A 21,520-nucleotide genomic window follows, 5' to 3' on the forward strand; every position below is an offset into this window, starting at 1 on the left:
AGAAACTCCCCATATACGCCTCGCTTATCTCCGTCTTCCAAGGACAATTCAGCTTCTGAACCTAAGTAGTAACGATTTCCTGTAGCTATTTTCAGGCTTTTTCTCAAGTTTGAACGAAATTGAAGGAATTAAATACATAATTTCCATTTAAATCAAATTTTTGGTTCTATTTTGCCGTAATAGATGTAGGTTTTCCAGTTATTCTCTTTACCATATCTGCTTTGGCGGTAACTTTGAAACATGTCACTCTCACTTAACACAGATGCTGTTGCATCAGAACCTCAGTAAGTTCACCTAACTATGGCGATTTAGCGACTATGACGTGCTGTGAGGGAGCAGGGCTATGCATACTGACGATTTTACGCTATGATAATGGCTAAACCTTACATAGGGGGGCTTGACATGGATTTTACGAAAATGCACGGTCTTGGCAATGATTTCATTGTCGTATCCGGGGAGAAAGAGCTCCCTGCCGGGGCGGACCAGTTGGCTATTCAGCTGTGTAATCGATTTTTTAGCATCGGTGCTGACGGTGTTGTCTTTATTCTTCCTTCAGAGAAAGCTGATTTTCAAATGCGAATTATTAACTCGGATGGATCCGAGGCCGAGCAATGCGGCAATGCGATCCGCTGTGTTTCCAAATATGTATACGATCACAAGCTGATTGACGCAACAGAAATTACCATTGAGACCATTGGTGCTGGTGTACAAAAGGTTCAAGTTCACGTGCAAGACGGGAAAGTTCTGACCGCTCGTGTGGATATGGGCGAACCGATTCTACAAGGACTTCAAGTACCAACGACAGTTGATGCCGACAAAGTAATCGATTATCCGATCGAGGTCGATGGCAAATCGTTTCGTTTTACTGCAGTATCGATGGGGAATCCCCATTGTGTCATTTATGTAGAGGATGCTGTGAATTTTGACTTGGCGACATGGGGGCCTAAGCTTGAGGCACATCCTATGTTTCCTCGTAAAATAAATGTCGAATTCGCAACGGTTCGTGATCGTACCTATACCGATATGCGCGTTTGGGAGCGTGGCGCTGGGCCGACGCTTGCTTGCGGAACTGGTGCGTGTGCTACGCTTGTCTCTTCCGTGCTGAATGGTCTATCCGATCGTGAGGCGACCGTTTCACTCAAAGGTGGAGATTTGTTCATCGAGTGGCTGGAAGAGGATAATCACGTCTATATGACGGGGCCTGCCCAAGAAGTATTTACAGGCAAACTATAGATAGGGGAAATGAGGCATGAAATTGGATCTTCGTGCAGCGCTGCAAAGGGAGATTTTGACCGGTGACGGCGCTATGGGGACTTACTTATATCAGATGGGATTTCCCGTCGGCATTTCATATGAAGAATTGAATTTGCTTAGACCAGAAACGGTCGCTGACGTGCACCGCCGTTATTTCGAGGCAGGTGCTCGTCTTATTGAAACGAATACGTTTTCGGCGAATCGGGAGAAGCTCTCGAAGTATGGGCTGGAAGGCGACGTTGAAGCGATTAATCGTGCAGGCGTTGAGCTAGCCAGGAATGCTGTTGGCGATGATGCTTACGTTGTCGGAGCTATCGGATCCATTCGCGCAGGCAAACGGAAAAATGTGAGAACCTCTGAGGTTGAGCAATCCTTGCAGGAACAGATAGGTATTCTACTGGACTCACCTGTGGACGGGCTGTTACTAGAGACCTTCTACGATTTGGAAGAGTTGCAGCTTGCTTTGCGCATTATCCGCAGTATGAGTAATCTCCCGGTTATTTGCCAATTCGCAAACGAGGGCACGGGCAGCACGCAGGACGGTGTTCCGCTGCAAGAAGCCTTTCTACGGCTGCGTGATGAAGGCGCTGATGTGATTGGCTTCAACTGCCGAGTCGGCCCGAACGGTATTCTGCGTTCGATGGAGAAAATCGCGCCGATTCCTGGCATTCCATTCTCGGCGTTTCCGAACGCAGGTTTGCCCGACTACGTAGACGGGCACTATACGTATGCGGCGACGCCGAAGTACTTCGCCGAAAGCGCGCTGCGCTTCGCCGATCTTGGCGCGCGCATCATCGGCGGCTGCTGCGGCACGACGCCAGAGCATATCGCCGCTGTGGCGAAGGCGCTGCAAGGCTACGTGCCTGCTGCGCCAGGCAAAGCTTCCGCGGGAGCCGCTGCGATTGTGCTCGAGCCGGCACCGGCGAAGCCTGCGCCGCCGGCGGGCATCCCGTCGCTGCTGGACATCGTGAAGCAGCGCAAAACCGTCATTGTCGAGCTGGATCCCCCGAAGGATCTCGACATCGAGAAGTTCATGCAGGGGTCAAAGGCCCTGCAGGATGCTCATGTCGACGCCATAACGATGGCCGACAATTCCCTTGCTGTGACGCGCATGAGCAACCTGGCACTCGGCTACCTCGTGCAGGAGCGTTTGGGCGCGCGTCCGCTCATTCACATCGCGTGTCGTGACCGCAACATGATCGGGACGCAGTCCCATCTCATGGGCTTGCACGCGCTGGGGATAGACCACGTGCTGGCCGTGACTGGCGATCCCGCCAAGTTTGGCGATCTCCCCGGGTCCAGCTCCGTGTACGATCTGACCTCATTCGAAATTATTCGGATGATCAAACAACTTAACGAAGGTATCGCTTTCTCTGGTAAACCTTTGAAGCAGAAGGCCAATTTCGTTGTTGGTGCAGCATTCAATCCGAATGTGAAACATCTTGATAAGGCAGTGCAGCGCTTGGAGCGCAAAATTGAAGCAGGCGCGGATTACATTATGACCCAGCCTGTCTACGATGCGAAGCTGATTGAAGATATTTATGAGGCGACTAAGCATTTGTCCATCCCCATCTTCATCGGTATCGCCCCGCTGGCTAGTGGTGGCAATGCCGAGTACCTGCATAATGAGGTTCCAGGTATTCGTTTGTCAGATGAAGTTAGAGCACGGATGGATGGCTTGAAAGGTCCAGAAGGTCGTGCAATGGGCGTTGAAATTGCCAAAGAATTGTTGGATACCGCTATGCAATACTGGAATGGCATTTATCTGATGACTCCGTTTCTGGCATATGAAATGTGCGTAGATCTGACGAATTATGTGTGGGAAAAGTCGAAAAGGCATGATTTCCACTTGTACCCACTTTCAAAATGAATTAAAATAGGGTAATGGATGTGATTAGAATGATTTGCAGTATGACCGGGTTCGGACAAGCGAATCGTTCTTTTGCGGGATACAACGTGTTTATCGATGTGAAATCGGTCAATCATAGGTATAGTGAAGTGTCGATTCGGTTGCCGAAGGAATGGGCGGCTTTTGAAGACGCTTTGAAGAAAACGGTATTGCAGGTTGTGAAGCGAGGACGAGTAGATGTCTTCATCACAGCGGAACGTGAAGCAGCTTCCCCGAAGAACGTAACAGTGAATTACGCTTTGGCAGATGCTTATCTGGAAGCAGCCCAGCAGTTGAAGCAGCGATACGGTATCACGGGTGAGGTAGATCTCAGCGATTTATTGAAACTTCCTGAGCTGATTCAAATGAAAGATGTGCGTCAAGAGTGTGATGACGAAGTTGAACAGGAGCTATGCGCCTGTTTACAGGAGGCTGTCGCTCAGCTATCCGCGATGAGACACCGCGAAGGAAGTTTCTTAGAGCAGGATATTCGCGAACGGCTAGCCGAGATGAAGCGAATTCATAGCGAGTTAGAAGCGCTTGCTCCTCAAATTGTTCAGGAGTATGCGTCGAAGATGACGATTCGTATTCAGTCTCTCGTTCTTGATGGGATACCTGTGGATGAGCAGCGTCTAGCTACTGAAATTGCTCTCTTCGCAGATCGTTCGAATGTGGATGAGGAATTAACGCGTCTGAAGAGTCATTTTGGACAATGTGAGGCATTGCTGGAGGACAAAGAGCCTGTTGGCCGAAAGTTAGACTTCTTGATTCAAGAAATGAATCGGGAAGTGAACACAATTGGCTCGAAGTCGAATCATTCGGAGCCTACGGCTAGAGTGATTACGATGAAGGCAGAGCTTGAGAAAATGCGGGAACAAATACAGAATATCGAGTGAAGCTTGCATGCGCTTCGCGAGGAGGAAGTCCTAGATGGCTATCAAATTAATCAATATCGGGTTCGGCAACATCGTATCGGCGAACCGCATTATCTCGATCGTGAGTCCAGAATCTGCTCCGATCAAGAGAATCATTCAAGAAGCGCGTGATCGTCACATGCTGATTGACGCTACATATGGTAGAAGAACCCGTGCCGTTATTATCACGGACAGCGATCATGTGATTTTGTCGGCAGTACAACCAGAGACGGTAGCGCATAGACTTTCGAATAAGGACGATGATCATGACGAGTAATACGAACACTCTTGAACGCGAGAGAGGTATTCTGATTGTTTTATCCGGACCGTCTGGTGTTGGCAAAGGAACGGTTTGTGCGGCGCTGCGCAAGGTTGCTCCTGATATTGTCTACTCGGTATCAGCGACAACGCGTACTCCTAGACAAGGTGAAGTAGACGGTGTGAATTATTTTTTCAAAACCCGCGAACAATTTCAGCAGCTGATTGAAACGGATGAAGTATTGGAATGGGCTGAATATGTGGGCAACTTCTATGGAACACCAAGACGTTTCGTTGAAGAAACACTTCGTTCAGGTCACGATGTTATTTTGGAGATTGAGGTACAAGGTGCACTTCAGGTCAAACAGAAGTTTGACGAAGGTGTATTTATTTTCTTGTTGCCGCCATCTCTGGATGAGCTGGAGAATCGCATTGTTACACGAGGCACGGAAACAGACGAAGTTATTCGCAGCCGGATGTCTGTGGCTATCGATGAGATTCGTTTGATGGAACACTATGATTATGCGATTGTGAATGATCATGTGGATACCGCGTGTTCTAAGATTCAAGCCATTTTAGCGGCTGAACATTGTAAAAAAGATCGTATGTTTCCCAAAATCGTACAATGGATGGATGAGGTGAATTGAATGTTATACCCTTCAATTGATAAACTGCTTGATATCGTGGACAGCAAGTATTCCTTGGTTGTAGCTGCTTCCAAGCGAGCTAGATCCCTGCGTGATGGTGCGAAGTCCGATTTGAAAGGCCAGAAAGCTCACAAACATGTTGGTCTTGCGCTAGAAGAGCTTTATGGTAACTACATCGGTTACGAGAAAATCAACGCCAATGAGAACGAGAAATATTCGAAGAAATAAACCTCCCTACCCAACAACCCTCGTGGTTGTTATTTTTTTCTCAAAATATAGGCATTCTATGTTTCACATTAGTAATCGGCTATATTTCTAGATAAACGTTCCCATCCACACCTGACAATTCTCCTATACTTCGCAAAGGTAAATTGCAATTGAGGACGGTGGAGCCATTTATTCCATTTGGTATTTTGAAAGGGGATTCCCATGGGTGTATTGCAAGGCAAAACGATCGTGCTCGGTGTCTGTGGAGGCATTGCGGCGTATAAGGCTGCGGCGTTAACGAGTAAATTAACACAGGCTGGGGCTATTGTGAGGGTTATCATGACACGTTCCGCGGTGCAATTCGTTGCGCCTTTAACGTTTCAAACCTTGTCGCGGCATCATGTTTTTGTCGATACCTTCGATGAGAAGGATCCCGCGGTTGTGTCTCATATCAATTTGGCGGACAGCGCGGATCTCGTGCTGATTGCTCCAGCTACGGCCAATACGATTGGCAAGCTAGCACTCGGACTAGGGGATGACATGCTAAGCACCACATTGCTTGCGACCATGGCACCGATCTGGGTGGCGCCTGCGATGAATGTGCATATGTACGCGAATCCAGCTGTGCAGACGAATATGGAGACGTTGCGTCGTCGTGGCGTACGTTTCATTGAGCCTGGCGAAGGGCAACTAGCCTGTGGGTATGTGGGCAAAGGGCGTCTTGCAGAGCCTGAGGAAATTATGGCCGCGGTTGAGCGGCATTTTCAAGGGGAGCCAGGTCGTTTAGCAGGTAAACGTGTCTTAGTAACGGCTGGAGGCACAGTTGAACGTTTGGATCCAGTTCGTTATTTGACCAATGATTCTTCAGGCAAAATGGGCTATGCCATCGCGGAAGAAGCAGTTCGCATGGGGGCGAAGGTAACCTTGGTGTCTGGGCCGTCGGCTCTAACCGTACCTGAAGGCGTACAGCTTGTTCCTGTGCAGTCTGCCCTGGATATGCGCGAAGCGGTGATAAGCCGGCTCGCGGACAACCAGCTTATCATTAAAGCAGCAGCTGTTGCTGATTATCGTCCTGCTGTAGTTGCCGAGCAGAAAATCAAGAAAAAAACGGACTCGCTGACGCTCGAGCTTATTAAGAATCCGGATATTTTACAGGAGATCGGCACGCTGAAGACGAACAAACAGTTCGTTATCGGGTTTGCTGCGGAAACAGAGCGCCTAGATGAACATGCGATGGACAAGCTGACGCGCAAAAACTGTGATCTCATCGTAGGGAACGATGTGTCACAAGAGGGTGCTGGCTTTGGTGGGGACACGAATGTCGTTCGCTTCTATGATCAGAGTGGGCTTGTGCAAGTGCTGCCGATTCAAAGCAAATGGGATGTTGCACGCAAGCTTCTTGAGCTGGCGGCAGAGCGAATGGCTGCGGCTGCGGGGGAATCTTAATGTACGCCAAAGTCATTGTCGATGTCCCAGCCAAGCAAACGAATCGGGCGTTCGACTATGAAGTGCCGTCATCTCTGAGCAAGTGGGTCGAAGTTGGCAGTCGAGTGGGGGTCCCTTTTGGACCTCGTGTACTGCAGGGCTTTGTAGTTGAACTTCACGACCAAACGGAAGTTGACGCGAAACGCATCAAGCCGATTCAAAATGTGTTGGATCTGGTCCCTCCCTTGACGAGTGAACTTGTCAGTCTGGGACGCTGGATCAGTCGTATGTATATGTGTCATGAAGTAACTGCCCTGCAGGCGATGCTTCCTGCAGCGTTGAAAGCGAAATATGAACGTGTAATTATCGTAGGGGATGAATCTGAGGATCAATCTCTTCTCGATATGCCAGATATAGAAGCGATTATTAACTTTGTGAAGAGTAAGGAATCGGTTTCCATGGACGTGTTATTGGAGCGGTTCTCGAAAGAAGGCGCTCTGATCAAAGAACTGTTGTCAACGGGCAGGCTGGTGGAAGTGCAGCTTGTGAAGGATCGGATGGCTGCTAAAAAGGCGCTTACCGTGTTTCCACCTGCAGGTGGACATGGTTTGGAAGAGGCGCTTGCTGAACTTCCGGCTAGAGCGAACAAGCAGAGGGATGTGCTGCGCTATTTAATCGAGCATCCGCATGCTATTCGATTGACGGAGCTGATGGAAGTCATTGAGGTCGGTGCGAGCACGGTCAAAAGCTTGGCGGATCGCGGCTGGATTGAGCTGCGTGAAGTGGAAGTGATGCGCGATCCGTATAGCGGGCGTGCTTTCACAAGGACGAAACCGCTCACCCTTACGGAGGAGCAAAGCGGCGTGTTTGCCCCTATTCGCGATGCGGTGGCTGAAGATCGACATGAGGTGTTTCTGCTGCATGGCGTAACAGGAAGCGGCAAGACAGAGGTATACCTACAATCCATCCAGCAATGCTTGGATATGGATAAGGAAGCGATTGTTCTAGTGCCGGAAATTTCATTGACGCCGCAGATGGTGGAGCGATTTAAAGGCCGATTCGGCGACCTTGTTGCTGTTTTGCATAGCCGACTGTCCAATGGCGAGAGATATGACGAGTGGCGTAAAATTACACGCAAGCAGGTAAAGGTCGTCATCGGCGCACGTTCGGCGATTTTTGCCCCTTTTACGAACATTGGCTTGATCATTATAGATGAAGAGCATGAATCTTCGTATAAACAAGAAGAGAGTCCGAAATACCATACGCGAGATGTGGCTGTTCAGAGGGCGAAGCAGCAAGATGCCGTTGTGGTGCTGGGTTCTGCTACGCCATCACTAGAGAGTATGGAGAAAACGAGACGCAGGAGAGATCGACCTCAACCTCCTTTTACATTGCTGACCATGAAGGAGCGCGTTGCAAGCAGACCTATGCCGCCGGTGACGATTGTGGATATGCGAGAGGAACTGAAAACCGGCAATCGGTCGATGTTTAGCAGATCCCTGTATAAAGCGATCGAAGAACGGTTACACAAGAAAGAACAGACGGTATTGCTGCTGAATCGACGTGGGTACGCGACATTCGTTATGTGCCGGACGTGCGGTTTTGTTTCACAGTGTCCGCATTGCGATATTTCTTTGACCTATCACCAAAGTTCACATGCGCTGCGTTGTCATTATTGCGGGTATGCGGAGCGTGAGGTGAAGGAGTGTCCGAGTTGTCAGTCTGAGCATATTCGGCATTTTGGAACCGGGACGCAGCGTGTTGAGGAAGAGCTTAGTAAGATATTCCCTGGCATAAGGGTCATTCGTATGGATGTGGATACAACGACCGAAAAGGGTTCACATGAGAAATGGTTGACGATGTTTCGTGAGAAACAGGCGGATGTTCTTCTGGGAACGCAGATGGTGGCCAAAGGATTGGACTTCCCTGATGTTACCTTAGTTGGGGTGATCGCGGCGGATACGGTGCTGAATATCCCTGATTTTCGCTCCGCGGAGAGGACGTTCCAGCTCTTAACACAAGTTGCAGGTCGAGCGGGACGGCATGAGAAGCAAGGGGAAGTGTTCGTACAAACGTACACGCCTGAGCATTACAGTGTGCAATATGCAAGTCACCATGATTATATTGCGTTTGCCAACCATGAGATGGATATTCGCGCTAATCTAGGCTATCCGCCTTATCAAAAATTGATCCTAATTACCTTCTCACACGAACAAGTACCGCTTTTGGTACGCATGGCGGAAGCCTTTGTTACACGTTTGAAAGAGATTGCTCTCCCTTATACGAGGCAGCAGGTAGATTTGTTTTCAGAAGCCGTACCGTTGGATTCATCCTTTCATTTTGACGTGTTAGGACCTGTGGCATCGCCTATTTCCCGAATCAAAGATAGATATCGATTCCAATGCGTGGTAAAATATCGTGGGGAAGATAGAGCCGCAGAGATCGTTGGGAAGACAGTAGCTTGGTTTGAGGAACGCTCAGCCAAAGAAAAGCTGCTCATAAGCGTGGATGTTGACCCGCAGTATTTGATGTAATAACCCCTAATCGAGATGACTTAAGGTAGGTGCACATTCATGGCTATTCGTATTATTGTTAAAGATCCAGATCCTGTGCTGCGCGAGAAAGCGATCACAGTTACGAAATTTAATTCCAATCTGCATAAATTGCTAGATGATATGGCAGATACCATGTATGAAGCGGAAGGCGTGGGTCTTGCTGCCCCGCAAATCGGTATCCTGAAGCGTGTAATCGTGATGGATTGCGGCGAGGAGCATGGCGGGTTGATCGAAATGGTTAATCCTGAGATTGTCGTTTCCAGCGGGGAACAAATGGGTCCTGAAGGCTGTCTGAGTATTCCTGGGCTTCGTGGTGATGTACTTCGTGCGTTGAACGTAACGGCGAAAGGGCAAGATCGCGATGGGAATCCGATCGAAGTGACTGGCACGGAGCTGCTAGCACGTTGTATTTTTCATGAGATTGATCACTTGAATGGTGTATTGTTTACGGATCTTGCGGTCAAAACATATACAGCCGATGAAGAAGAGGAAGAAGAAGCGTGAATATCATTTTCATGGGTACGCCAGATTTCGCAGTACCTTCCTTGCAGGCACTCTTGGAGGAAGGCTATAACGTGACAACGGTTATCACGCAGCCGGATCGGCCGAAGGGACGCAAACGCGTCCTGACACCGACACCAGTGAAGGTAGAAGCTGAGAAGCATGGCATTCCGGTGCTTCAACCAGTGAAGCTGCGTGAGGCAGATTCCGTGGAACAGATCCGCCAACTTGCGCCAGATTTAATTGTAACCGCAGCTTATGGCCAAATTTTACCGAAATCAGTGTTAGATTTGCCGAAGTATGGCTGCATTAATATTCATGCATCGCTGCTCCCGAAATATCGGGGAGGAGCGCCGATTCATCACGCAGTTATGCGAGGTGAGGCTGAAACAGGCGTTACCATCATGTATATGGCGGTTGGATTAGATACGGGAGACATGATTTCGCGTGTTGAACTTCCGATTGAAGATACGGATACGACGGGAATGTTGTTTGACAAACTGAGTATAGCTGGGGCTGATTTACTTAAGCGGACGCTGCCAGATTTACTGGCTGGTCGGATCGAAGCTGTTCCTCAGAACGAGGAGGATGCGGTCTATTCACCTAATATTCGCAGGGAAGATGAACTCCTAGACTGGTCACGATCTGCAACTGAGCTGTGGAACCACATTCGAGGATTAAACCCTTATCCCGGCGCCTATACGTTCTGGAATGGGGATGTACTGAAGGTATGGGCGAGCTTGAAGCCAATGCAAGCAGGTCAAGATCGCTCTGGCGCAGCGCCAGGCACTGTACTTAGCTGCAGCGAGCAAGGTATTGAAGTGATGACGGGAGCAGGAACATTATGGCTAACGGAGATTCAACCTGCTGGCAAAAAGGCGCTGCCGGTGTCCGAGTTTATTCGCGGTGTGCGAATTCCGGCGGGGACGGTATTGGGGAATGCGTGAAGTGTAAAACGTGAAGTACAAACCACAGACCGTAAACCGTATTGCGTGAAGTGCAAACCGCACGTGTCTAGCTTCAAATTGTATTAGTTCGATTTTACCTGCTTATTTCCGATTGCGGGAGGAGATTTGTGCCAATAGTTCGATTTTACCCACCTAAAGTGGACGAAACCGGCTAGTCCCTCGAATAATAGCGAAATAGTTCGGAAAAATCGAATTAATACACACGCATGGGCTGATTTGGTTCATCTAAGTCGGATTTTCCTGACTATTTAAATATAAACTGCTCCCGTCCGTAAGGGACGACGTAGCTGTGTGAACGATAGAATGGGGCGCAAGTCCTTCGCAACGAAACTAGGTTCCGTAACTTTGCCGTGGTGTGGAGATACCGCACCTTATGGCGTTTAGCGTATCGCTGCTTTAGAGGGCATAGCGCAACGTTTCTTCAGAAGTTATCTATCAATGAATAATGCCACGAAAAAAATGAGGTATTTGATTTTGTCTACAAACAAACCAAGTCGTCCGCAAGGCGGACATACGAATTCGCAGAGCGCACGCAAACCCTCTGCGCCAAAATCATCCTCGGGCGCTGCGAAGAGCAGCGCTGTTAAGCGTTCTGCCCGTGATGCGGCATTGGATGTGCTTATTCGAGTTGAAGAGAATCAGTCCTATAGCAATCTGCTGTTGAACCAAGTGCTGCAGAAGCATGCCCTTGAGCGTGCAGATGCTGGATTGGCGACAGAGCTTGTATACGGTACGATTGGGCGCCAGAATACGATTGATTTCTTCTTGGAGCGCTTCGTCAGCAAAGGCCTTGCGAAGCTGGAGCCTTGGGTAAGGTGCTTACTGCGGCTGAGCTTCTATCAGCTGCATTACTTGGACCGCATCCCTGACCATGCAGTCGTGAGCGAAGCGGTCAATATCGCGAAGCGCCGAGGCCACCAAGGCATCTCGGGCATGGTCAACGGCGTGCTGCGCGCGATCATTCGCAGCAAGGACGAGCTCACGCTGCCGGCTGCGCTCGGCGACGTGAAGCGCATCGCACTCGGCCATTCCCATCCGGAATGGCTCGTGCGCCGGTGGATCCGTCAGCTCGGCCCCCAGCTGACGGAACAGATCTGTGCGGCTAACAATGAGCCGCCGCACGTGAGCATCCGCGCGAACGCGAGGCGGCGCAGCCGCTTGGAGCTGCTGGAGCAGCTCCAAGCTAGCGGCCTCAGCGCGGAAGCGTCAGATCTGGCCCCGGCCGGCATCCTTGTGCAGGGGGCCGGGAACATGGCGCTAGTCCCCGGCTTCCAGCAAGGGGACTTCTCGATTCAAGACGAGAGCTCGATGCTCGTCGCCGAGGCTCTTGATCCGCGTCCAGGCATGAAGGTGCTGGACTGTTGCGCCGCCCCTGGCGGCAAGACCACCCACATCGCGGAGAAGATGGACGATGTGGGACAGATTTGGGCTTGTGATCTCCATGAGCACAAGCAGAAATTAATCGCAGATCAAGCGGAGCGTCTGGGATTATCGTCGATTCAGACGCTCGTGACCGATGCTGCGAAACTGGATGAGCATTTTGCTGCGGAGTCTTTCGACCGCATCCTTCTGGATGCACCTTGCTCGGGCCTTGGCGTTATTCGCCGTAAGCCCGATCTCAAATGGGCGAAGCAGGAGGCCGAGATCGATGCAATCTGTGAAACGCAGTATGCGATTCTGAGTCGTGTACATCGCCTGCTCAAGCCAGGCGGCGTGCTAGTGTACAGCACGTGCACAATTGAACAGGCAGAGAATGAGGGCATGGTCGAGCGTTTTCTTGCGGAGCACAAAGAGTTTGAGTTAGCTCCGCTGCCAGCGGATGTTTTCACGGAGATTGATTCGAAGGCGGCTGCGTCTGGCATGGTGCAAATTTTGCCGCAGCAGTTCCATTCGGACGGCTTTTTTATCGCTCGCTTGCGTAAGCGTGACGCGTAACAGACAGGGACGTGTGTTCGTTCCGCCTTTGTGTTAAAATATTTTAAAATAGACGAAATAACAACAGGTTGTGATAAATGTGAGTTTGAAGCCGTATGAGAAAGAGAAACCGTTTGTATATGATTTGAATTGGGATGAGTGGCAAAGTTGGGTCAAAGATAATGGGGAGTCCGCGTTCCGTGCTGGTCAAATTTTTGACTGGTTGTACATTAAACGCGTTTTTAGCTTCGATGAAATGTCGAATTTGCCGAAAACACTTCGCGACAAGCTGAAGGATCAGTTTGAGTTCGTTACCTTGTCCGAGATTACCAAATATCAATCCCAGGATGGCACGGTCAAGTTCTTGTTTGAGCTTGAGGATAAGAATGCTATCGAAACCGTCGTGATGAAGCATAATTACGGCAATAGTATTTGCGTGACGACTCAAGTCGGCTGTCGAGTCGGTTGTACATTCTGTGCATCCACATTAGGCGGGCTGAAGCGGGATCTACGACCTGGTGAGATTGTCGCTCAGGTTGTGAAAGCGCAGAAATTGCTGGATGAGACGGGAGAGCGCATCTCCTCAATCGTCATTATGGGGATTGGCGAGCCTTTCGAAAATTATGAGGCGACGATGAATTTCCTGCGCGTCATGATTCACCCGAAAGGTTTGAATATCGGACAGCGTCACATCACGGTATCCACGAGTGGAATTGTACCGAACATTTATAAGTTTGCGGATGAGAATTTGCAAGTGAATTTGGCAATTTCGATTCATGCGCCGAATGATGCATTGCGATCGAAGTTAATGCCTGTTAATCGCAGGTTCCCTTTCGTTGATCTCATTGAAGCTTGTAAGTACTATATTGCCAAAACGGGTAGACGGATTACATTTGAATATGCCCTGATGGGTGAAGTGAATGACCAGCCTGAGCATGCGGAAGAGTTGGCGCTAGTCTTGAAAGATATGCCGCTCAGCCATGTAAATCTGATTCCTGTCAATTTTGTGGCTGAACGTGATTTCAAACGTACCCCCCGAGATGATATTTTTACCTTCCAACGTATTTTGGAGAAGGGCAAAATTAATGCCACCATACGCCGTGAACAAGGTAGTGATATTGCTGCTGCCTGCGGACAATTGCGAGCGAAGCATATGGAGAGCAGTAAATGAGGTGAGAGCCGGATGAAGATGGTAAGTCGTACCGATATAGGGAAGGTCCGTCAAGTCAATGAGGACCGTGCCGCTATCCACCATCAACTCAATGGTCTATCTTTGGCTATTGTTGCGGATGGTATGGGGGGGCATCAAGCTGGTGATATTGCCAGTCAAATGGCCATTGACACGATTGGCGCGCAATTGCAATCCATCCATTGGGGAATGTCGGTGGAGTCCTGTAAACAAATACTGAGGGAAGCGATTGAGAAGGCGAATGAGGAGATTTATGCTTTTGCGTCGGATCAAGAAAAGTACCATGGCATGGGAACGACAGTCGTTGCCATTATTGTTTCACAGGAGCTTCTCATTATCGGACATATCGGGGATAGCCGTGCATATAAGCTGACTGGGGAATCTATCCAGCAACTGACGGAGGATCATTCCTTAGTTTACGAGCTTGTCAAGAATGGGCAGCTTACTTTGGAAGAGGCTGATCATCATCCAAGACGCAATTGGATTACACGCGCACTGGGCACAGAGCCTAGTGTGGAAGTGGATCTGTATGAGTATGCGTGGCGTCCGGACGATGTTATTCTGATTTGTTCGGATGGTTTGAGTGGATTGGTTGACGATGCAGACATTTTGCGAATTGTTCGTGCGAGCGAACGGTTGGAAGATGCGGCAGATGAACTGATTCAGAGCGCACTTCGCGAAGGCGGAGATGATAATGTAACGGTCCTTTTAATTGCACATGATCAGGATTCGGACGAAAAAAGGGGTGATGGGAATTGATCGGTAGAAAGCTTGGAGGCCGCTATGAGATCTTAGAACGTATTGGCGGAGGCGGCATGGCTTTAGTCTACAAAGGGCATGATTTGCTCCTGAATCGTAAAGTGGCTGTCAAAGTACTGCGTTCACAGTATGTGCACGATGAAGAATTCATTCGTCGTTTCCGCAGAGAAGCACAAGCAGCCGCTTCCCTATCTCATCCTAATGTTGTCAGTATTTATGACGTTGGGCAAGAAGAAGATGTCCATTACATCGTGATGGAATATATCGAAGGCAAGACGCTGAATGATTTGATTAAGGAAAAGGCTCCCCTACAGGTGGAAGATGCCGTTCATTATGCAAGTCAAATTGCAGATGCACTCGATCACGCCCATCATAATGAAATTATTCACCGCGATATCAAGCCGCACAATATTCTCATCGGCAAAAATGGCCGTGTGAAGGTGACGGATTTCGGTATTGCGAGAGCTGCGACATCATCCACGATTACACAAACCGGTTCTGTCGTCGGTTCTGTTCACTATTTCTCGCCTGAGCATGCGAAAGGTACGAATACAGGGGAGAAATCGGATCTGTATTCGCTTGGCATTGTGATGTATCAGATGCTGACAGGAAGGCTTCCTTTTCTAGGGGAAAGTCCGATTTCCGTCGCGCTGAAGCATTTGCAGGAGGATGTGGAAGAGCCGCGCAAGGTGAATCCGCTCATTCCGCAAAGTGTAGAGAATATCATACTCAAGGCGATGCGCAAAAAGCCGGAGGAACGGTATCAATCTGCCAAACTGATGATGGCTGATCTCGATACGTGCTTGGCACCAGATCGTCGGAATGAAGCGAAGGTCGCTTTCTGGGATGCGTATGGCATGGATGAAGAGCGTACGCTGGTTATGCCAGCCATTCGCGCTGATCAGCTAGCTCAATTCGATAACGATGACGATGATGAACCAGACAAGCCAGCTTGGCGAGAAGAGCCCGCTCCTTCCAAGGGAAAAGGCTGGATTAAGCCGCTCATTTGGATTGCTGTTTTGCTTATCGTGCTGGGCGGTATGTGGTATATGGTTGGTTATGTGAAAGGAATGTTCGCCATTGAGACGGTTGAGGTCCCGAATGTCGAGAATAAGTTACTGACACAAGCGCAAGCTGAACTAACGGTTGCCAAATTAGGCTGGACGGTTGAATATGACGCGGATAGTAAACTGGCTAAAGATACGGTTATTCGTCAAGATCCTAGTGGGTTGAGACTGAATGTTGGCACCAAGGTCATCCTTTACGTGAGTAAAGGCATACCCAAAATCAAACTGGACAATTATGCGGGGCAAAGTCTAGGTGATGTTAAATTAAAGCTGCAGGGATTGGGTATTAAAGATGACCAAATTACGGTCAAATCCGAAACATCCGACAATGCGCCGGATCTGATTCTCAGGCAGTCACCGTCTCCTGGTGAGGAGTTTGAATTGGAAAAAGCAGCGATTACCCTTACGGTGAGCAAAGCGAAAGAAACAGTTAAAATGACAGACTTAGTTGGCATGGCGGAAGCAGAGGCGAAGGCACAGATTACGAAGCTGGGTCTGAAACTCCCTGCCAATGGTATTACACGTGAGAAGAGCTACAAAGTAGCCAAAGGAAAAGTAATCGCACAGTTCCCTTATAAAAAGGATGAGGAAGCCTCCATTGGCGGGGAAGTCTCACTTGTCATTAGTGATGGTTTGCCAGAGGAAGCTGGACAGCTGTCCGTTAGTGTGGGTGTAAAGCCTACGACGGAAGGCAAGGATTCTGTGTTCAAAATTATCGTGAGCGACGCCCAATATGAGAACTTTGAATACTTGACGGAAAAAGTATCGAAGGCGCAAAACTTGGACGTTAAAGTCATTGTGTCACCTGAAAAGAAAGCCGTAATCTTGATTAAAGAGGGAGACAGCTTGGTTAACTCAATTACACGTACCTATCAAGATTATTTAGATCAGAAAAATGGGAAAAACGTATCTCCGAGTCCTTCACCAACTCCGAAAACGCAAAATACAGGACCTGCTATTCCTGTAGGCGGCACTGGAAATGGGCAAGGACAAACCGGTGGAACTGCTTCCAAACCACCTGCTGGAGGGGCTAATTAATGCCGCAAGGACTCATAGTTAAAGCGCTTAGCGGTTATTATTATGTATTGCCTGAAGGGATGGCTCTTCTGGAGGGGAATACAGTAACTTGCCGTGGAAGAGGCGTGTTCAAAAATAGAAATATAACGCCGCTTGTTGGAGATCGTGTCGTGTACGAAGGCACAGAGAACGGGGAGGGAACCGTAACGGAAATCCTTCCTCGCTCTTCGGAGCTTATTCGTCCGCCGATTGCGAATGTGGACATAGTTGTGCTTGTATTTTCGGTGACAGAGCCTGTACTGAATACGCAGTTATTGGACAAGTTCCTGGTTCATATCGAGAATACGGGGATTGATGTGCTGTTATGCTTCACCAAAAGCGATTTGCTGACGGAAACGGATGACAATGCCGCTCATGCCAAAGAGATGACGTCGACTGAATTTGAGCGTATTACTACGCTATATGAGGGGATCGGTTATCCCTTCGTTACGACGAGTTCTAGGCTAGAAGAGGGTGTAGAGGCGATTCTACAGCATTTGGATGGCAAAGTGAGCGTGTTTGCTGGGCAATCCGGTGTGGGCAAGTCCTCTTTATTGAATAAAATGATTAGCGGTCTTGATCTGGAGACGAATGCGATCTCGCAACGATTAGGAAGAGGGAAGCATACGACTCGTCATGTGGAGCTGCTGCCTCTTGCTAATGGGGGCCTTGTTGCCGATACACCAGGTTTCAGTCAACTTGACTTCATGGAAGTCGAAGCGGAAGGTCTGAGCAGTTGCTTCCGAGAGTTCGCGGCTGTCGCTGAGGGTTGTAGGTTCAGAGGCTGCTTGCATCTGCATGAACCGGACTGTAAAGTGCGGGACGGCGTTGCCAGCGGAACGATAGCAGCTTCTCGTTATGATCATTACTTGTTATTTTTAACTGAAATCAAAGATCGGAAGAGGAGGTATTAGGCGTAATGGTATATGTAGCACCTTCTATTTTATCTGCAGATTTCGCCAAGCTTGGCGACGAGATTAGGGCAGTGGAACAGGGCGGAGCGGATTGGATTCATGTTGATGTCATGGATGGCCATTTCGTTCCCAATATTACAATTGGTCCCTTAGTTGTTGATGCGATTCGTCCAGTTACTAAGCTGCCGCTCGATGTGCATTTGATGATCGAAAAGCCGGACCGGTATATTCCTGATTTCGTTAAGGCTGGTGCGGATCTGATTTCTGTGCATGTAGAAGCTTGTACGCATCTGCACCGGACGCTTGACCTTATCAAACAAAGCGGAATTAAAGCTGGCGTTGTGTTGAATCCTGCTACGCCGATCTCGCTTATTGAGCATGTGCTTGATGAGCACTTGGATCTCGTGCTAATCATGACGGTGAATCCAGGCTTTGGTGGGCAGGCATTCATCCCTGGGATGCTGAGTAAAATTCGCGCGCTGCGTGAGCAGGCGAATGCGAAGGGGCTCACAGGGCTACACATCGAAGTAGACGGCGGTATCAACGAGATTACAGCTCGTCAGGTTATAGAGGCGGGGGCTGATGTCTTGGTAGCCGGCAATGCCGTATTCGGGCAAGTGGACCGTGCTGAGGCCATAAGACGAATACGCGGCTAAAAGGGGACGAATGACAATGAGATTTCTTTGGTTACTGATGTACAGTCTGCTTTGCGCGGTATTATTGACATGCTTTTCGACCATAGACGATTTTGTGAAGTACATTTTCTCGCTTGGTGCTCTTTACGTAGGGATGCGGTTCTTCCGTCGATTTGAGCAAATAAGCTTCCGCGTATGGTTCATCGTGATCTCGGTATTCTTCTATTTTATTTTTAGTTTAATTGTTGCATTGTACAATGGGGTGGGCATAACCGCTTCATAGTCGCATACATATAGTTACAAGAGTGATGCGCTCTTGTAGCTTTTTTTGCTTTCTGGAAGCAACTGAATTGTGGGAGGAAGTAAAAATAGAAGGCACTTTTTCTACGCTCTGGGCATACACTGTTGTAATGATGTTTGAGGAGCAGTCATGGACGCCCGCGAAGCGTTTGCTCATGAAGGTCAGTGAACTGGCGCTAGAACAAGCAGAAGCTTGTGAATAAGGCGGCTGACGGGCCGCAAAGTGTTGCTTGAACGAGGTCAGTGTACTGACGATCATTCTAAGCTGATGCTTTCGAACCCAGTTCCCTGACGAAAACTCTAAGGAGGGGTAGAGAATGAAATTCTACACAATCAAACTGCCGAGATTTTTGGGAGGATTCGTGAAAGCCGTACTTAATACATTTAGTAAAAACTAGTTTTCGCCCATACTTACGTCATTCTCCCCAGGAATGCAAAAAAAGCACCGATTCCGGTGCTTTTTGTCATTCACATAAGTAAGTTAAGTATCCGTAGCTACGAATTAAACGCGAGCCACTTTTCCGGATTTCAACGCACGAGTACTTACGTAAACCCGTTTCGGTTTACCATCAACGAGGATGCGAACCTTTTGAACGTTAACTCCCCAAGTACGCTTGTTTTTATTGTTAGCGTGGGACACGTGATTTCCTGAACTAGGACTTTTACCTGTAATGAAACATTTGCGGGACATGTTTGACACCTCCTTCGGCAGTATACAAAGAAGCCTGGGTGGCAAGCCTAAGCTTGACATGACAGTATTCCTCAAATTTTTACTTGTGATATGTGAACGTAACCAGCAAAAACACACTTAAACATAATAGCATAGCAAAAGGAGCCTAGTCAACGAATTAGCCGCATTTTTGCCGTTTATTTATGAAGTATGTTATAGTACAATGAAGATTAGTCTTGGTATAGCGAAACTTGAAGGAGTTGTTACATAATGCCGATTGAACTCACAACCGAGTATGGAAAAGTGTATATTACCAATGAAGTGATTTCAACTCTGGCCGGATCTGCTGCATTAGATTGCTATGGGCTTGTAGGCATGGCAACTAGAAAGCAATTGAAGGATGGTATAGCTGAACTGCTAGGTCGGGACAATTTGAGCCGTGGTGTCGAAGTTCGTAGAGAGAACGGCCGACTTGAAATTGATCTTTATATTATTGTCAGCTATGGAACCAAAATATCCGTAGTGGCAGGTAATGTCCAAACGAAAGTCAAATATATTTTAAATGAAGTTGTAGGGCTGCAAGTAGACGATGTGAACATTTTTGTTCAAGGCGTGCGAGTGGCCAAATAAAAGCCCGATAACCAGGAAGGGGAATCACTTTGAGTAAGCGCTTTATTTCAATAAATGGAAATGACTTCACTGCCATGGTCTTGGCGGGTGCGGATAACCTTCGCAGGAATGTAGATAAGGTTAATGGATTGAACGTATTCCCTGTACCCGATGGAGATACTGGCACCAACATGAATTTAACACTTACAGCAGGCTGTGAGGAACTGAAGAAGAAGCCATCTTCTCATATTGGGAAAGCAGCTGATGCATTGTCCAAAGGGTTACTGATGGGTGCAAGAGGCAATTCTGGTGTGATTTTGTCCCAATTGTTCCGCGGTTTCGCGAAATATGTGCATGATTTTGAAAATGTGAATGGTCAGCAATTCGCCGCTGCCTTGCAGCAAGGCGTAGAAACAGCATATAAGGCTGTTGTGAAACCAGTTGAGGGCACGATTCTGACGGTATCCAAGGAAGCTGCTAAACATGCCGTGCAATTCCGTCGCAGCAATGATGTATTGGATTTGATGAATGAGGTTTTGGGGAGAGCGAAGGAAGCACTAGCCAAAACACCAGATCAACTTGCGATCCTTAAACAGGTCGGCGTTGTCGATGCGGGCGGCCAAGGACTTGTCTGCGTCTACGAAGGTTTCGTTACGTCGTTAAACGGCGGATTGGTACAAGTTGATGAGGACTTTGCTACCATGGATACGAATCTAAGTGAGGTATCGCTCCTTCCTGGCATGAACTTGGCCAAAGAAGTGCATGCTCATATGCCGGCACAAGCTCATTTAGCCACAGAAGATATTGAGTTCGGCTATTGTACGGAATTTATGCTGACGATTGCTCCAGGCAAGGTCAAGGGCTTTACGTTTGATGAAGCTACATTCCGCGATCAGCTTAGCAAGCTGGGAGATTCGCTCCTTGTTGTTGCTGATGAAGAGCTCGTGAAGGTGCATATTCATGCGGAATACCCGGGCGAGGTTATGAATCAAGCGATGAATTACGGCGCACTTAGCCGGATCAAAATTGAAAATATGCGTGATCAGCATTCACATATAGTAGAAGACATGACACATGGGTATGAAGCTCCTGTCGTGAGTCCTGCTACTCCAGTTGCTCCTCCAAATAAGCCGTATGGCTTCGTTGCAGTTGCACTGGGTGACGGAATTACAGACATTTTATCCAGCGTAGGTGTAGATGTTGTGCTGTCTGGTGGACAAACGATGAACCCAAGTACGGAGGATATCGTAAACGCGGTGAACAGCATTGATGCAGATACGATTTATGTGCTTCCGAACAATTCGAATATTATTTTGGCCGCGCAGCAAGCGGTTGATCTGGTTGATAACAAAACTCTTATCGTTATCCCATCGAAATCCATTCCGCAAGGACTAGCAGCCATTCTGGCTTTTCAGGAGAAAGCGGATGCAGGGACGAATACAGATGCGATGAATGAGTCATTGCGCCGTGTGAAATCCGGTCAAGTGACGTATGCCGTGCGTGATACGAACATGGATGGGATCGATATTAAACAGGGGCATTTCATCGGTATTCAAGATGGCCGGATCGTCTCTTCACAGCCAAGTCTGATGGACGCGTGCAAGAAGCTGTTGGAGGAAATGATCGATGAAGGCAGCGAAATCGTAACGATCCTGACGGGTGAAGATGCGACGGAAGAAGGCATGGAAGAGTTGGAGACTTTTATCCAGACGATGTATCCGAACATGGAAATTGAGCTTCATCCTGGTGGACAACCCTTATATGCTTACTTATTCTCTGTTGAATAGGAT

At 48.5% G+C, this 21,520-nt stretch carries 21 protein-coding genes; 20 read left to right on the plus strand and 1 reads right to left on the minus strand.

Annotated features, from left to right (window positions below; genetic code table 11):
• Nucleotides 1-402: 402 nt before the first annotated feature.
• The 18 genes from dapF to spoVM all read left to right on the plus strand — a co-directional run bounded on the left by dapF (nucleotide 403) and on the right by spoVM (nucleotide 18,849).
• Complete coding sequence (gene dapF / locus A8708_RS26725; RefSeq protein WP_068668717.1) at nucleotides 403-1,233, plus strand: diaminopimelate epimerase; 831 nt, start codon at nucleotides 403-405, stop codon at nucleotides 1,231-1,233.
• Between the two features lie 16 nt (nucleotides 1,234-1,249).
• On the plus strand, nucleotides 1,250-3,124 hold the full coding sequence (locus A8708_RS26730) for a bifunctional homocysteine S-methyltransferase/methylenetetrahydrofolate reductase (protein WP_068668719.1): 1,875 nt from the start codon (nucleotides 1,250-1,252) through the stop codon (nucleotides 3,122-3,124).
• Nucleotides 3,125-3,153: 29 nt separating this feature from the next.
• A complete protein-coding gene (locus A8708_RS26735) occupies nucleotides 3,154-4,038 on the plus strand; it encodes a YicC/YloC family endoribonuclease (RefSeq protein WP_068668720.1) in 885 nt (294 codons plus the stop codon).
• 34 nt (nucleotides 4,039-4,072) lie between these two features.
• On the plus strand, nucleotides 4,073-4,333 hold the full coding sequence (remA, locus tag A8708_RS26740) for an extracellular matrix/biofilm regulator RemA (protein ID WP_009672664.1): 261 nt from the start codon (nucleotides 4,073-4,075) through the stop codon (nucleotides 4,331-4,333).
• Nucleotides 4,323-4,961, plus strand: coding sequence for a guanylate kinase (gmk, locus tag A8708_RS26745; protein ID WP_068668721.1), 639 nt, complete (start codon nucleotides 4,323-4,325; stop codon nucleotides 4,959-4,961). Before remA ends, gmk begins: the two co-directional genes overlap by 11 nt.
• On the plus strand, nucleotides 4,962-5,189 hold the full coding sequence (gene rpoZ, locus A8708_RS26750) for a DNA-directed RNA polymerase subunit omega (RefSeq protein WP_068668722.1): 228 nt from the start codon (nucleotides 4,962-4,964) through the stop codon (nucleotides 5,187-5,189).
• Nucleotides 5,190-5,390: 201 nt separating this feature from the next.
• Entirely contained in the window at nucleotides 5,391-6,614 is a 1,224-nt protein-coding gene (gene coaBC, locus A8708_RS26755; protein WP_068668725.1) for a bifunctional phosphopantothenoylcysteine decarboxylase/phosphopantothenate--cysteine ligase CoaBC, read from the plus strand.
• Nucleotides 6,614-9,127, plus strand: coding sequence for a primosomal protein N' (priA, locus tag A8708_RS26760; RefSeq protein ID WP_068668727.1), 2,514 nt, complete (start codon nucleotides 6,614-6,616; stop codon nucleotides 9,125-9,127). The genes coaBC and priA overlap by 1 nt, the downstream gene beginning before the upstream one ends.
• 39 nt (nucleotides 9,128-9,166) lie before the next feature.
• The gene (def, locus tag A8708_RS26765; protein WP_057313262.1) at nucleotides 9,167-9,652 is read left to right on the plus strand and encodes a peptide deformylase; all 486 of its coding nucleotides are present in this window, start codon (nucleotides 9,167-9,169) and stop codon (nucleotides 9,650-9,652) included.
• Nucleotides 9,649-10,596: a methionyl-tRNA formyltransferase gene (gene fmt, locus A8708_RS26770; protein ID WP_239696863.1), complete on the plus strand. Its 948-nt coding sequence runs from the start codon at nucleotides 9,649-9,651 to the stop codon at nucleotides 10,594-10,596. Before def ends, fmt begins: the two co-directional genes overlap by 4 nt.
• Before the next feature lie 459 nt (nucleotides 10,597-11,055).
• The gene (gene rsmB / locus A8708_RS26775) at nucleotides 11,056-12,552 is read left to right on the plus strand and encodes a 16S rRNA (cytosine(967)-C(5))-methyltransferase RsmB (RefSeq protein WP_082927830.1); all 1,497 of its coding nucleotides are present in this window, start codon (nucleotides 11,056-11,058) and stop codon (nucleotides 12,550-12,552) included.
• Between the two features lie 79 nt (nucleotides 12,553-12,631).
• Entirely contained in the window at nucleotides 12,632-13,702 is a 1,071-nt protein-coding gene (gene rlmN, locus A8708_RS26780) for a dual-specificity RNA methyltransferase RlmN (RefSeq protein WP_068668729.1), read from the plus strand.
• A gap of 12 nt (nucleotides 13,703-13,714) precedes the next feature.
• Complete coding sequence (locus tag A8708_RS26785) at nucleotides 13,715-14,479, plus strand: Stp1/IreP family PP2C-type Ser/Thr phosphatase (protein WP_068668731.1); 765 nt, start codon at nucleotides 13,715-13,717, stop codon at nucleotides 14,477-14,479.
• On the plus strand, nucleotides 14,476-16,584 hold the full coding sequence (gene pknB / locus A8708_RS26790; protein WP_068668732.1) for a Stk1 family PASTA domain-containing Ser/Thr kinase: 2,109 nt from the start codon (nucleotides 14,476-14,478) through the stop codon (nucleotides 16,582-16,584). The genes A8708_RS26785 and pknB overlap by 4 nt, the downstream gene beginning before the upstream one ends.
• Entirely contained in the window at nucleotides 16,584-17,516 is a 933-nt protein-coding gene (gene rsgA / locus A8708_RS26795; protein WP_068668734.1) for a ribosome small subunit-dependent GTPase A, read from the plus strand. Before pknB ends, rsgA begins: the two co-directional genes overlap by 1 nt.
• A 5-nt stretch (nucleotides 17,517-17,521) precedes the next feature.
• Complete coding sequence (rpe, locus tag A8708_RS26800; RefSeq protein ID WP_068668736.1) at nucleotides 17,522-18,172, plus strand: ribulose-phosphate 3-epimerase; 651 nt, start codon at nucleotides 17,522-17,524, stop codon at nucleotides 18,170-18,172.
• Between the two features lie 16 nt (nucleotides 18,173-18,188).
• A complete protein-coding gene (locus A8708_RS26805; protein WP_068668738.1) occupies nucleotides 18,189-18,434 on the plus strand; it encodes a hypothetical protein in 246 nt (81 codons plus the stop codon).
• 334 nt (nucleotides 18,435-18,768) lie between these two features.
• Nucleotides 18,769-18,849, plus strand: a complete 81-nt coding sequence (spoVM, locus tag A8708_RS26810) for a stage V sporulation protein SpoVM (RefSeq protein ID WP_036634233.1) — start codon at nucleotides 18,769-18,771, stop codon at nucleotides 18,847-18,849.
• Nucleotides 18,850-18,953: 104 nt separating this feature from the next.
• Here the strand turns inward: spoVM and rpmB are convergent, their stop codons facing one another.
• Nucleotides 18,954-19,142, minus strand: a complete 189-nt coding sequence (rpmB, locus tag A8708_RS26815) for a 50S ribosomal protein L28 (protein ID WP_029197753.1) — start codon at nucleotides 19,140-19,142, stop codon at nucleotides 18,954-18,956.
• Between the two features lie 249 nt (nucleotides 19,143-19,391).
• Between rpmB and A8708_RS26820 the strand changes: the two genes are divergently transcribed.
• Nucleotides 19,392-19,751 (plus strand): Asp23/Gls24 family envelope stress response protein, encoded by a 360-nt coding sequence (locus A8708_RS26820; protein ID WP_028558212.1) that lies wholly within the window; start codon nucleotides 19,392-19,394, stop codon nucleotides 19,749-19,751.
• A gap of 29 nt (nucleotides 19,752-19,780) precedes the next feature.
• Nucleotides 19,781-21,517: a DAK2 domain-containing protein gene (locus A8708_RS26825; RefSeq protein ID WP_068668742.1), complete on the plus strand. Its 1,737-nt coding sequence runs from the start codon at nucleotides 19,781-19,783 to the stop codon at nucleotides 21,515-21,517.
• Nucleotides 21,518-21,520 lie beyond the last annotated feature (3 nt).

The organism is Paenibacillus oryzisoli (assembly GCF_001653565.1).
In the GTDB taxonomy this organism is placed as follows: domain Bacteria; phylum Bacillota; class Bacilli; order Paenibacillales; family NBRC-103111; genus Paenibacillus_E; species Paenibacillus_E oryzisoli.